We start from the raw sequence: 14,065 nt of genomic DNA on the forward strand, positions 1-14,065 counted from the left end.
GAGTATATTTGCATAAAATTTCGAATAAATATTCAAAATGAGTAATAAAAAATACAGATTCCAGATTATAAAAGATTTAATAACAGATCAAGAAATAAGTAGTCAAGACGAATTATTAAAAAAATTAATCGATTTAGATATCTCAGTTACTCAAGCTACTTTATCTAGAGATTTGCGCGAATTGAAAGTTTCAAAAGTTCCTAATAGCTCGGGACAATACATTTATCGCCTTACAGAAAATACTATTGTTGCTCCAACAGTTACGCATAATGAACAAATGATGTTGGTTTTTTCTAAAAACTTAGGAGTTATAAAAACTAAACCAGGTTATGCTAACAGAATTGCTTTTGAGATTGACAATACACATTTCAATACAATAATTGGAACAATAGCTGGAGACGATACCGTATTGATTATAATGAAAGAAGAGAGTAGCCGAGAAGAGGTTACTAATGAATTAAGAAGAATTATTCCCAATATAAACAAATAAACAAACAATGAGCAACAAAGCAGTTTTAGCTTACAGTGGAGGTTTAGATACATCGTACTGTTTGGTTAACTTAACAAAAGATCAAGGAATGGAAGTGCATACAGTAATTGTAAATACTGGTGGATTTTCGGAGGAAGAGCTAAAAGATATCGAATCGCGTGCCTACGAATTAGGATCTTCTAAACACGTGACAATTGATATTACAGACAAATATTACAACAATTGTGTTCGCTACTTAATCTACGGAAACATCTTGAAAAATAACACTTATCCATTATCAGTAAGTGCAGAACGTATGTTTCAATCAATTGCAATTGCTCAGTATGCAAAAGATGTAGATGCAGAATACATTGTACACGGATCTACTGGAGCAGGAAACGATCAAATTCGTTTTGATGTTGCTTTTGCAGTTATTTCACCACAATCTAAAATCATTACACCAATTCGCGACGAAAAATTATCTCGTCAACAAGAAGTTGAATATTTACAAGCAAACGGTGTAAACTATAGTTGGGAAAAAGCTAAATACTCTATTAATAGAGGAATTTGGGGAACATCTGTTGGAGGAGTTGAAACATTAACATCTAACCAAGCATTGCCAGAAGATGCTTATCCAACTCAATTATCAAGAACAGAACCATCTGTTATTGAAATTGAATTTGAGAAAGGTATTCCAACTGCTTTAGATGGAGAAAAATTATCTCCAGTAGCTTTAATTCAGAAATTAAACGAAATAGGTGGTGAATATGCAATTGGTCGTGATATCCACGTAGGAGATACAATTTTAGGTATCAAAGGACGTGTAGGTTTCGAAGCGCCAGCAGCTTATTTATTAATCAAAGCACACCACTTATTAGAAAAACATACACTTACAAGATGGCAATTATTGCACAAAGATTCGTTATCAAACTGGTACGGAACTTTATTGCATGAAGCACAATACTTGGATCCTGTAATGCGTGATATTGAAGCATTCTTAGAATCTTCTCAAAATCATGTAACAGGAAAAGTGAAAGTACAATTAAATCCTTATCATTTCTCAATGATTGGAATCGAATCACCTTATGATATGATGCAATCTAAAGTCGCTACTTATGGAGAAGAAAACGAAGCTTGGGACAGTAGAGATGCAAGAGGTTTCATCAAAATATTCGGTAATCAATTAAAGATTGTTCATAGTTTCGATTAATTGATTCTTTAAAGTGGATTCCAACGAGTCCACTTTATTTTAGAAGTATAGTATAGGAATTATACCTTAAAAAACACGCGCAAAACATAACAAATGACAAACAAAATTAACGTAAGCATTGTAGGAGGTGCTGGCTACACAGCAGGCGAACTGCTAAGAATATTGATACATCACCCGATGGTTAATATTTCGTCTGTGTACAGTACATCAAATGCAGGCAACCCCGTAACCAAAGTGCACGACGATTTGTTTGGAGAAACTGACATCGTATTTTCGGATAAAATAGACGAAAATGCTGATGTCGTTTTTTTATGCCTTGGTCACGGAAAATCGGCAGAGTTTTTACAAAACAATACTTACTCAGCCAACACAAAAATTATTGATTTGAGTAACGATTTTCGATTAAATGCGAACCACATTTTCGAAGATAGAACGTTTGTTTACGGTTTACCGGAATTAGATCGTGAAGCAATCAAAACAGCTCAAAATATTGCAAATCCAGGTTGTTTTGCAACGGCTATTCAATTAGCATTGTTACCATTGGCAGCGAAAAATGAAATCAAAAATGATATTCACATCAATGCTGTAACGGGTTCTACAGGTGCCGGACAAAGTTTATCTGCTTCTACACACTTTAGTTGGCGAAATAATAACGTTTCTTTCTACAAAGAATTTACACACCAACACGAAGGTGAAATTTATCAAACATTGAATCAATTAGAAAAAGATTTCAATAAGAAAGTATATTTCTTACCAATGCGAGGAGATTTTGCGCGCGGAATTTTAGCAGGTGTTTATTTAAAATCTGATTTAACAGAAGAAGAAGCAAAAAATATCTTCAACGACTATTACAAAAACGAACCTTTTACACATGTTTCTGATGCGCCAATTGCTCTGAAACAAGTTGTAAATACAAACAAATGTTTTTTACACGTACAGAAACAAGATGATGTATTGTTAATCACTTCTATCATCGATAATTTGACAAAAGGAGCTTCTGGACAAGCCGTAGAAAATATGAACTTAATGTTCGGTTGGGAAGAAAACTTAGGATTAAATCTTAAAACAGTGGCGTTTTAGAACACTTAAGATCTAAAGATTAACAGTAAACGATTAAACGTAAAACTTAAAAGAAAATGAAACTATTCGATGTATATCCATTAATGAATGTAACTCCAGTTAAAGCTAAAGATTGTATTCTTTGGGACGAAAACGGAAAAGAATATTTAGACCTTTATGGAGGTCACGCAGTGATTTCTATCGGTCACTCGCATCCATATTATGTTGAGAAATTAACAGAACAAATTAATAATATCGGGTTTTACTCAAACTCAGTCAATATCCCGATTCAGCAAGAATTAGCAGAAAAATTAGGTAAAGCATCTGATTACGAAGATTACACATTATTCTTAATCAACTCTGGAGCTGAAGCTAATGAAAATGCTATAAAATTAGCATCTTTTCATACAGGAAAAGATCGTGTAATTGCGTTCAAAGATGCGTTTCATGGGCGTACTTCTGGAACAGTAGCTTTAACAGATAATCCAAAAATTGTAGCTCCATTCAATTCTCATCACAAAGTATCTTTCGTAGAATTTGATATTGATCAAGTAAAAGAAGTAATTGCTGGAGGAGATGTTGCAGCACTAATTTACGAACCAATTCAAGGAGTTGGAGGAATTATTTTACCTTCTGACGAATTTGTACAAGAATTAAGAAAAGTTTGTACTGAAAACGGAGTGGTTTTAATCGCAGATGAAATTCAATGTGGTTACGGACGCTCTGGAAAATTCTTTGCTCATCAACATTCTGGTATCAAAGCAGATTTGATTACAATGGCAAAAGGAATGGGGAATGGATTTCCAATCGGAGGAGTTTTAATTTCTCCAGAATTTAAAGCTTCTTATGGATTATTAGGAACTACTTTCGGAGGAAATCATTTAGCTTGTGCTGCAGCAGTAGCAGTTTTAGATGTGATTGAGCAAGAAAACTTAATCGAAAATGCAAAAGAAATTGGAGAATATGTAGGAATCCAATTAAATAAATTCCCGAAAATTAAAGAAGTTCGTGGACGTGGTTCAATGATCGGAATCGAATTTGATTTCCCAATTGGCGAATTAAAAAATAACTTAGTTACAAAACACAATATTTTTGTAGGCTACGCTGGTACAAACGTTATTCGTTTATTGCCGCCTTTAACAGTAACAAAACAATACATAGATAAATTCATATCAGCTTTAGAAACTGAAATTAACATTATCATCAATGGATAAGACAGTAAAATTAGTATTCCAAGACGGATTAGAAATCGAAGGAAAATCTTTCGGTGCGTATACTTCTGCCGCAGGAGAAGTAGTATTCAACACAGCTCTGGTTGGATATAATGAAAGTTTGACTGACCCTTCTTACAAAGGGCAGATTATGGTGATGACAGCTCCAATGATCGGTAACTACGGTGTTCCTGATGATAAAGCAATGATTAATGAAATTGAAGCTTGGATGGAATCGAACCAAATTCAAGTAACTGGATTGGTTGTTTCTTATTATGCTGATGATTATTCGCACTGGAATGCTATTCAAAAATTAGGAGCTTGGTTAGAAAGTCAAAACATTCCTGGTATTTATGGAGTTGATACACGTATGATTACAAAAAAATTACGTGAGCAAGGTTCTACTTTAGGAAAAATTGTAGCTGATAAAGATGTTGCATATTACGATCCAAACGAAGATAATTTAGTTGATCAAGTTTCTTGTAAAGAAGTGATTCGTTACAACGAAGGTGCTGAGATCAAAATTGTTTTGATTGATTGTGGAGTGAAAAATAACATCATCCGTTGTTTTGTAAATCGTGATGTAGAGGTAATTCGAGTTCCTTGGGATTATGATTATTCAACATTAGAATATGATGGATTATTTATTTCGAATGGACCTGGTGACCCAGCTTTATGTATTCCTACAATTAATAATATCAAAGAATCTTTGAAGGCGGATAAACCAATTTTCGGAATTTGTTTAGGAAATCAGTTGGTAAGTTTAGCTGCTGGTGCATCTACTTTCAAATTAAAATACGGACACCGTTCGCACAATCAACCTGTACAATTAGTTGGAACAAAAAGATGTTTCATTACATCTCAAAACCACGGTTTCGCAGTTGATGATTCAAAATTACCAGAAGGATTCAAAACATTCTTCACGAACTTAAATGATGGAACGTGTGAAGGAATTCGTCACGAATCAAAACCAATCTTTACAGTTCAATTCCACCCAGAAGCAATGGGAGGACCAGTTGATACAGAATATTTATTTGATGAATTCATCGAAGAAGTAAAAAAATATAAAAACGCAAACGCATAATCAGAATCACGATGTTAAAAAAAGATATTAAAAAAGTATTAGTATTAGGATCAGGAGCATTAAAAATTGGTCAAGCTGGTGAGTTTGATTATTCTGGTTCACAAGCGTTAAAAGCGTTAAAAGAAGAAGGAATTAAAACAGTTTTAATCAATCCAAATATTGCAACTGTTCAAACTTCTGAAGGTATTGCAGACGAAGTTTACTTCTTACCTGTAACACCTTACTTTGTAGAAAAAGTAATTCAAAAAGAAAAACCAGACGGAGTTTTGGTTGCTTTTGGAGGACAAACTGCCTTAAACTGTGCAGTTGAGTTGAACAAAGAAAATATTTTCGAGAAATATGGTGTTGAGGTTTTAGGAACTCAAATTCCAGTAATCGAAGCAACAGAAGACCGTGATATTTTTATCGAAAAATTAAACCAAATTGGAGTTTTAACAGCTCGTTCAGAAGCGGTAGAAACTGTTGCTGATGCAATGGAAGCTGGTAAACGAATTGGTTTTCCATTAATCATCCGTGCAGCATACGCTTTAGGAGGTTTAGGCTCTGGTTTCGCAAATAACGAAGAAGAATTATTAGATTTAGTTGAAAAGGCATTCAATTATTCTTCTCAAGTTTTAGTGGAAGAATCATTAAAAGGTTGGAAAGAGATCGAGTACGAAGTAGTTCGTGACTCTTATGATAACTGTATCACAGTTTGTAACATGGAGAACTTCGATCCAATTGGAGTTCATACTGGAGAGTCAATCGTTATTGCTCCTTCTCAAACTTTATCAAATTCAGAATATCACAAATTACGTGAAGTTGCAATCCGTACAATTCGTCACCTTGGCGTAGTTGGAGAGTGTAACATTCAGTATGCTTTCGATACAGTTTCTGAGGAATATCGTGTAATTGAGGTGAACGCTCGTTTGTCTCGTTCATCAGCTTTGGCGTCAAAAGCAACAGGTTATCCTTTAGCTTTCGTGGCTGCTAAATTGGCTTTAGGTTATTCTTTAGATGAGTTGAAAAATAGTGTAACGCAAACGACATCTGCAATGTTCGAGCCTGCGTTGGATTACTGTGTAGTGAAATTGCCTCGTTGGGATTTAAATAAATTCTACGGAGTTCGTCGTAACATTGGTTCTGCAATGAAATCTGTTGGAGAAGTAATGGCAGTTGGACGTTCTTTTGAAGAAGCAATTCAAAAAGGAGTTCGTATGTTAGATATCGGACACAGAGGTTTTGTAGCAAACGGATTCAAAATTCCAGAAGGAGAATCGTTGGATACATGGTTAGCTGAACCAAATGATGAGCGTTTATATGCGATTACTGAAGCTTTCAAAGCGGGATATTCGATTGAAAAAATTCACGATTTAACAAAAATCGATTTATGGTTTTTACAACGTTTAGAAAGGATTTTTAATGTATCAAAAGAATTTGAAGCATTAGAAAGATTTGAACAAGTTGAAGCTGATTTAGTAAAACGTGCAAAATTGTTAGGATTTTCGGATCAACAAATTGCAGTTTTAGTAAAAGGAGATCAAAACGTACACAGAAACGAATTAACGGTTCGTGAATTACGTAAAAACTTCGGAATTAAACCTGTTGTAAAACAAATTGATACGTTAGCAGCAGAATTCCCTGCGCAAACAAATTATTTATATGTAACCTACCACGGAACTGAAAATGATTTGGAACCAGAAACTGAGAAAGCAGTTTGTATTTTAGGATCTGGAGTTTATCGTATCGGTTCGTCTGTAGAGTTTGATTGGTGTTCTGTAAATGCAGCGCACACAGCATCAAAAAATGGTTATAAAACAATTATCATCAACTATAATCCAGAAACGGTTTCGACAGATTATGACGAGTCAGATCGTTTATACTTCGAAGAATTATCTTTTGAACGTGTAATGGATATTTTAGATTTTGAACAACCTGAAGGAACAATTATTTCAACAGGAGGTCAAATTCCTAATAACTTAGCGATGAAATTGTACGATCAATCAATCAATATTTTAGGAACTTCTCCTTTAAGAATTGATGATGCAGAAAATCGTCATAAATTCTCAGAAATATTAGATGAATTAGGAATTGATCAACCACGTTGGAAAGAGCTTTCTTCTTTAGAAGCAATTCACAAATTTGTGGAAGAAGTTAATTTTCCAGTGTTAATTCGTCCTTCTTATGTTTTATCAGGAGCTGCAATGAATGTAGTTTCGAATACAGAAGAATTAGATGCTTTCTTGAAATTAGCGAAAGAAGTTTCTCCTGACTATCCAGTTGTAGTTTCTGAATTCGTACAAGGTGCAAAAGAAATTGAGTTGGATGCAGTTTGTCAAAACGGAGAAATTGTAGATTATGCAGTTTCTGAACACGTAGAATTTGCGGGAGTTCACTCAGGAGATGCAACAATGTATTATCCACCACAAAAAGTGTACATCGAAACAATTCGCCAAATACGTAAAGTTGCAGCAAAAATTGCAAAGCGTTTCGAAATTTCTGGACCAATGAACATTCAGTTCTTGTCAAAAAATAATACAGTTCGCGTTATCGAAACTAATATTCGTGCTTCTCGTTCGTTCCCATTCGTATCGAAAGTTGCTGGAAATAACATGATCGAAAAAGCGACAAAAGTTTTATTAGGATTAGAAGTAGAAAAAGGACATTCAGAAATCGTTTACGATTTAGATTATGTTGGAGTGAAAGCTTCTCAGTTCTCTTTTACACGTTTAGCAGGAGCAGACCCAGTTTTATCAGTTGACATGTCTTCAACAGGAGAAGTTGGATGTATTGGTGATACAGCAGAAGAAGCCTTATTAAAATCAATGCTATCTGTTGGATATGAAATTCCTGAGAGAACAGTTTTAATTTCTGGTGGACCAATTGCTTCTAAAGTTGCTTTATTAGAACCTGCAAAACAATTAATTGCGAAAGGTTACAAAATTTATGCAACAGAAGGAACACATAAATTCTTTACAGAAAATGATGTGTATTCTACGCTTGTTTATTGGCCATCTGATAAAAAAGAACCAAATGTAATGTCTTATTTACACGATAAGAAAATTGATATGGTGATTAACATTCCAAAAAACTTAACAAAAGCGGAATTAGACAACGATTATCAGATTCGTCGTACAGCAGTAGATTTCAATATTCCGTTGGTGACAAATGCACGTTTAGCTTCGGCTTTCATCAATGCATTTACAACATTATCAATGGATGATCTAAAAATCAAGACTTGGAACGAATATCGTAATAAATAATATGGTTTAAGTATTAAATTATAAATGAAAAGCCTCGCATTTGCGAGGCTTTTCATTTTGTTATTTCTTAGTTTTCCAAAGAATACTTATTAAACATGAAGAAATGAATAGATAATAATTCCGAGAACGATTATAGAAAAAATAAACGTATTAATTCCTAAAAGTAAAATTCCTTTGATTGAGGTTTTAATCAATCCTTGATTATAAAGTTTTTTCAATGCTAAGAAAAAATATACTACGAGATAAAAGATAATTAGTGTATTAATAAAGGCTAAAATTGCTGTTACTGCACTATTATCAATATAATTTGAGGATTGATTCAAAAGAAAAATTACCAAAATAGATAAAAGAATTACTGTAAAATAATGTAGGGTAAAAATTCCGTGATCAAAGTACCACCATTTCTTCTTGTTGTAGAAAATCCATAATAAGAACGCAAAAAATGGCATATACACAAACAAAACTTTTGGAATAAGATGCAAAGATTTTTCGGTAATAGCATCATTTAGTTGTTCATTTGAAATCTTATTTTGCTTTATTTCTTTGTATTTACTTACAAGTGGGTGAAGGAGCGGAGCTTCTTGTTTAACACCTTTTTCAATATCCGAAATAGTTTCAGGTTTCAAATCGTCCAAAGAGTTTACGTCTTTATTTTTTTCAAATTCAGATTTTATTTTTGTGCCTTGTTCAACAGTAGTAAATCCTTTGCTTTGTAAAGTATCAGTTATTGCATTAACTGCTTTTTCAATTTTTTCAGTAGAAACCGTTTCTTTAGGAGTTTCATTTTTTTCATTAATTAGATGATTTTTTGAAGGAAAAATTGAGATAAGAAAAAAGGTTACAAAACTGACAAAGATGTACATTTTTACAGGATTAACAGAGCTATTTCTCTTACCACTCAAATATTCTTTGGTTAATACTCCTGGTTTTAAAAATAGTTTTTTTATCGTTTGCCAAAAACTTCCATCATAATGAACAAAATCTTCGATAAAGTGAGTAAATAAAAAGTGAAATGGTTGACGCGTTTCTACATTTTCTTGTCCGCAATGCGTGCAATAAAGCTTTTCTACGTAATGTCCACAATTTTGGCAATTATGATCTTCTCTTAGTTTTCCGTGACTCATGTGTTAATTCTTAGTGATGATAAATCTATAAAAAGATTATTTATTTTGAAATAACCACGAAGAAATATTTGATTAAATATAGATTAATAAAATTAGTTTTTTTATCTTTTCGAGTTTGTTGAGAAGTCTAAATTTAATGCGAAGCTGAAATGAATTCAGATTGACGGATTTGTTAAGCCATCCTGAACTTGTTTTAGATAAATCAAAGATATGTTCTTCACTTCTATGCTGTTTTGTTTTAAATGGCAATTGAGTTTATGTCATTCAGACAAGAGGAGGAATCTAAATCTATTTTCTTTTCCTAAAATTGAAAAATAAACTAATTATTAAGATAAGAGCAAGACTGCAAATTAAAATAATATAAATTTTATGAACTGATTTTAGCTTTAGAATTTCATTTTCATATTCGGACAATAATTCATTATTGTGATCTGAATAGTCATTATAAATATCAATATCAACAATTTCTTTTTTCTCTTTGAAAAATTGATTACTTAAAAGTTGTACAGAGTCTATTTCAATTTTTTCTACAAATTTTAAATCAGAAGTTCTTGTACAGATATTTGTTATTGTTCCAATTTCAGAACGATATCCATAAACTAAATATGTTTCATTTAGACTGAATGTACTTCCACAGCCTCCTCCTGTGTAACTTAGAGGAGTATAAATCGTTGTATAAAATTTATCAGATTTATTTTTTGGATGTTTCCTTTTGAAATCTTTTGTTATCTCGAATGTATAAGTATAAACTGGATTAGAAGAAAAATCATATTTGGACTTATCTACAGCTATAACTTTTCCGATGAAAATAGCATCAGCTTTATTAAAAGATTCATTTATTGAAGATTGAGCACAACTACAACCAAAAGTAAAAGTTGAGATTAAAAATATGAAAGTAAAAAAGTATTTCATTCAAATTAATGTTTTCTCTAATTTACAATATTTATCTAAACAAAAAATCCACTTCGAGAGAAGTGGATTTTTTTATTTCTTGTAAAAATCGTTGTCTTAAAACTCCGCAAAAAAAGCTTCTACTTTTTCTACGCCATTTGTGTCTAAGGCTTCAACCAATTCTTTTTTGATTTCAGTTAATTCTTTCTTTTTCGCTTTTTTCAAAACTGGTTTTGCAGTTTCTAAAAAGTTTTCGATTTGTTCTAAACCACGAGAACTTAAGAATTTTTCGTCTGTTTTTTTCAATTTAGCGTAAACTTGTACCAACATTCTACATTGTTCCAAAGCCAAAACGTATTCTTTTACAGTTTCTAACGTAATCATGTAATGCAACATTAATTGTACTGAAGGCATATTACGTTGATGACCAAATTTCGTGTATTTTTCTAATGCAATTCCAAAAGATTCTTTACTACGTTCGATATTTTTATTTAAAGCTGCAGAAATAACAACATTAAACCAATCGTCTGAATTATCAGAATTTTGAGCTAAATCGAAAAATGCATTATCTGCATTTTCAAAATCTTGTAAGCTATAATAAGATAAAGCAATTAACTTCTTTGCATCATACAATTGTTTTGGGTCTTTTGCATCCAATAAACCTTCACAAATTTTGATACACATCTCGAAATTACTGTTTCCAAATAGATCCCTCGCAGTGTTCAACAACGAATTAGTCGCATTCTGTTCTAACGCTTGCTCGTACATAAATTGACGCGCTCTCAAAACATCCTCGTATGTGATATAATCGTAATTGATTTTCATTTTTCTGTTTCTTAGTTAATTCGCAACTAAATTAATTAAATCTTTAAGAAAGAACTTATATTATTTATCTTTTTTTAATAAATGTCGAATCACCGTTTCTGCAGCATGTAAACCGAATAAACCTGGCATCCATGAATTAGTTCCGTAAAACGATTTTTTATAATTTTTTCCGTCCGTTAATTTAACCGAAGATTCATCAGGAACTTCTGTCGAAAAAACAGCTTTTACACCTTTATTAATTCCTTCTTTTTTTAATCGTTTTCTAACATTTTTTGCCAACGGACAAACATCTGTTTTGCTAATATCACGCACTTGTACTTTGCTTGCCAAATATTTTCCACCAGCGCCCATATTGCTGATGACTTTAATTTTTTTGCGTTTTGCAGCTAAAATCAAATTAATTTTCGGCGTCACAGAATCGATGCAATCTAACACATAATCAAAATCTGGAGTGACGATTTCGTGTGTACGTTCTGGACTCAAAAATTCGTTGATACGTGTTAATTCTAATTCAGGATTTATATCCATCAAACGATCACCAACCACATCTACTTTATGTTGTCCAACTGTCGAATGCAAAGCGGGCAATTGTCGGTTAATATTTGTAATGTCAACAGTATCTCCATCAACAATAGTCATTTTTCCAACACCTGCACGTGCGATAAATTCTGCGGCAAAAGAGCCAACTCCACCTAAACCAACAACTAAAATGTTAGAATTTTTTAGGATTTCTAAACCTTCTTCTTTGAATAATAATTCAGCTCTTTCTTGCCAAACTGCCATTGAAATGTATTTTATTATGATTGAACTTCGTAACCGAAAACTGTTTTCCAATTTTCTGCTTGTTGAAGTTGTAATTCCTCGATTGTAATTTTTCTCAAATCTGCTGCAAAATTATAAATTTCTTCAATAGAAATTTCACTTGCGTCATTTTCCAAAAAGAATTGATTCGCAGAAAGATTTGCAAATATAATTTGTAAGTTTTTGTTAAATAAAAGATTTTTACCAAAAGAAGGAAAACAATTTTGAGCAATAATTTGATTGAGCAATTGCTCATTCTTATTGAAACCATGAAAAATAAACGGAATCGTTAATTTCATTTGTTTTCGAATTTGTAAAATTTCTTGATAAGCACGAACCGAATGTATAACGACAGGAAGTTGATGTTGCGTTGCAATTTCTAACTGTTTTTCGAAAATGTTGATTTGTAATTCAAAATCTGTTTTACATAATTTATCCAATCCAATTTCGCCAATTGCTAAACAGTTTTTATTTGAAATAGTTTGATTGATAATTTCGATTTCTTCCTCTATTGATGAAGTTTTGATATAAGCAGGATGAATACCAATCGAAAATAATTTAGCTTCATTATTCAACTCACTTGGAAACTGATTATACAATTCCAAAACATCTGTTTGATGAGCTAAATGATGTGTATGTAAATTGAGAAACATAATTCAAATTTAATCTTTTTCATGTAATTGATAAAATATTGAAATAGGAATAGATTTTGCTATGTCAAAATTAATGAATTCAGAAAATATTTTAAGCCCAAAAATGTTGAAGTTTTTGCCATGGCTTGGTGCGATGGCAATTTTTATGCAAGCTTTAGATGCCACAATTTTAAATACTTCTTTACCTACAATAGCAAAAGAATTAGGGAAATCTCCTTTGGAAATTCAGTCGATTATAGTTGCTTATACGTTAACGATTGCATTGTTGATTCCTTTGAGTGGTTGGCTTTCGGATAAATATGGAACGAAAAAAGTGTTTCAATCTGCTATATTGATTTTCACACTAGGATCTACTCTTTGCGCTTTTGCAACAACTTTACCTTTTTTAGTCATTTCGAGAATTATACAAGCGATAGGAGGATCGATGATGGTTCCTGTTATTCGTTTAGCAATTTTGTATGCATTTCCGAAAAGTGAATTATTGAAAGTGATTAATTTTATTACAATTCCTGGATTAATTGGCCCTCTTTTAGGACCAACAATTGGCGGGATTTTAGTTGAAACTTTATCATGGCATTGGATTTTTATAGTTAATATTCCGTTTGGAATTATTGCGCTTTGGATGACTACTTTTGCGTTACCAGATTTTAAACATCCTGTTTTTAAATTTGATATTAGAGGCCTGATTCTTTTTAGTGGAGGTGTTACAGTTTTAACATTAATTATGGAACTAACATCTTCTCGTGTTATTGGTTTACAAACTGTTTTGGCACTGATTGTTCTTTCTATTTTTTTGATAGGATTATATATTTATCATGCAAAGCATAAAGAACATCCTTTAATCGATTTGAAACTATTTAGTATAAGAACTTTGCGAATTGGTATTATAGGGAATCTTATTACGCGATTAGGAATTGGAGGAATGCCTTTTCTTATTCCTCTTTTATTGCAAGTTGGTTATGGATATTCTGCAACTGTAGCAGGTTTAATTATGATTCCGTCCGCAGCAAGTAATATTATCGCAAAATCATTTGTTGTACCTATTGTGAACAAATTTGGTTATCGAAATACCTTAATAGCAAATACAATCATTTTAGGTTTGATAATATGTATGTTTTTCTTTTTAGAATCGAAATCGCCAATTTATTATATTATTCCATTAATGGTTTTGAATGGATTTTTTAGTTCAATACAATTCACAGCAATGAATACCTTGTCTTTAGCAGATTTAGATGAAAACACGTCTAGCGAAGGAAATAGTTTATTATCAGTAACTCAACAATTATCGTTAACATTTGGAATTTCAGTGGCAGCACTTATTTTAGGAGTTTTTAGACAAGTAGGATTTGTAGATGGAGTGGAAGTGCAGGCCTTCCGTTATTCGTTTTTAACAATGGGAGTTATGACAATTTTATCAACTTATATCTTTTTTAAATTAAGAGAATCTGATGGTTCTTCGATGTCAGGGAAGAAATAAATTTTAGAACATAAAAAAA

Annotated in this window: 12 protein-coding genes; 7 read left to right on the plus strand and 5 right to left on the minus strand. The window is 32.3% G+C overall.

The window, feature by feature from the left end; translation table 11 throughout:
* The first annotated feature begins 37 nt into the window (after positions 1 to 37).
* From E4J94_RS16350 to carB, 6 genes are all read left to right on the plus strand, one after another.
* Positions 38 to 490, plus strand: a complete 453-nt coding sequence (locus E4J94_RS16350; RefSeq protein WP_135836858.1) for an arginine repressor — start codon at positions 38 to 40, stop codon at positions 488 to 490.
* 7 nt (positions 491 to 497) lie between these two features.
* Positions 498 to 1,679, plus strand: a complete 1,182-nt coding sequence (gene argG / locus E4J94_RS16355) for an argininosuccinate synthase (protein ID WP_135836859.1) — start codon at positions 498 to 500, stop codon at positions 1,677 to 1,679.
* Positions 1,680 to 1,772: 93 nt separating this feature from the next.
* Positions 1,773 to 2,759 (plus strand): N-acetyl-gamma-glutamyl-phosphate reductase, encoded by a 987-nt coding sequence (gene argC / locus E4J94_RS16360; protein ID WP_135836860.1) that lies wholly within the window; start codon positions 1,773 to 1,775, stop codon positions 2,757 to 2,759.
* A gap of 56 nt (positions 2,760 to 2,815) precedes the next feature.
* Entirely contained in the window at positions 2,816 to 3,952 is a 1,137-nt protein-coding gene (locus tag E4J94_RS16365; protein ID WP_135836861.1) for an aspartate aminotransferase family protein, read from the plus strand.
* Entirely contained in the window at positions 3,945 to 5,033 is a 1,089-nt protein-coding gene (carA, locus tag E4J94_RS16370) for a glutamine-hydrolyzing carbamoyl-phosphate synthase small subunit (RefSeq protein ID WP_135836862.1), read from the plus strand. Before E4J94_RS16365 ends, carA begins: the two co-directional genes overlap by 8 nt.
* An 11-nt stretch (positions 5,034 to 5,044) precedes the next feature.
* The gene (gene carB, locus E4J94_RS16375) at positions 5,045 to 8,275 is read left to right on the plus strand and encodes a carbamoyl-phosphate synthase (glutamine-hydrolyzing) large subunit (RefSeq protein WP_135836863.1); all 3,231 of its coding nucleotides are present in this window, start codon (positions 5,045 to 5,047) and stop codon (positions 8,273 to 8,275) included.
* Positions 8,276 to 8,364: 89 nt separating this feature from the next.
* Here the strand turns inward: carB and E4J94_RS16380 are convergent, their stop codons facing one another.
* The 5 genes from E4J94_RS16380 to E4J94_RS16400 form a co-directional block, all read right to left on the minus strand.
* Positions 8,365 to 9,399: a DUF3667 domain-containing protein gene (locus E4J94_RS16380; protein WP_135836864.1), complete on the minus strand. Its 1,035-nt coding sequence runs from the start codon at positions 9,397 to 9,399 to the stop codon at positions 8,365 to 8,367.
* Positions 9,400 to 9,687: 288 nt separating this feature from the next.
* The gene (locus E4J94_RS16385; protein ID WP_135836865.1) at positions 9,688 to 10,311 is read right to left on the minus strand and encodes a hypothetical protein; all 624 of its coding nucleotides are present in this window, start codon (positions 10,309 to 10,311) and stop codon (positions 9,688 to 9,690) included.
* Positions 10,312 to 10,407: 96 nt separating this feature from the next.
* Complete coding sequence (locus tag E4J94_RS16390; RefSeq protein WP_135836866.1) at positions 10,408 to 11,115, minus strand: hypothetical protein; 708 nt, start codon at positions 11,113 to 11,115, stop codon at positions 10,408 to 10,410.
* Positions 11,116 to 11,175: 60 nt separating this feature from the next.
* On the minus strand, positions 11,176 to 11,898 hold the full coding sequence (locus tag E4J94_RS16395) for a tRNA threonylcarbamoyladenosine dehydratase (protein ID WP_135836867.1): 723 nt from the start codon (positions 11,896 to 11,898) through the stop codon (positions 11,176 to 11,178).
* Positions 11,899 to 11,912: 14 nt separating this feature from the next.
* Entirely contained in the window at positions 11,913 to 12,569 is a 657-nt protein-coding gene (locus tag E4J94_RS16400) for a TatD family hydrolase (protein WP_135836868.1), read from the minus strand.
* A 73-nt stretch (positions 12,570 to 12,642) separates the two neighbouring features.
* Between E4J94_RS16400 and mdtD the strand changes: the two genes are divergently transcribed.
* Positions 12,643 to 14,046 carry a multidrug transporter subunit MdtD gene (mdtD, locus tag E4J94_RS16405; protein WP_135836869.1) on the plus strand — a complete coding sequence of 468 codons (1,404 nt, stop codon included), beginning with the start codon at positions 12,643 to 12,645 and terminating at the stop codon, positions 14,044 to 14,046.
* Positions 14,047 to 14,065: the final 19 nt, after the last annotated feature.

It is taken from the genome of Empedobacter tilapiae, assembly GCF_004785645.1.
Lineage (GTDB): Bacteria > Bacteroidota > Bacteroidia > Flavobacteriales > Weeksellaceae > Empedobacter > Empedobacter tilapiae.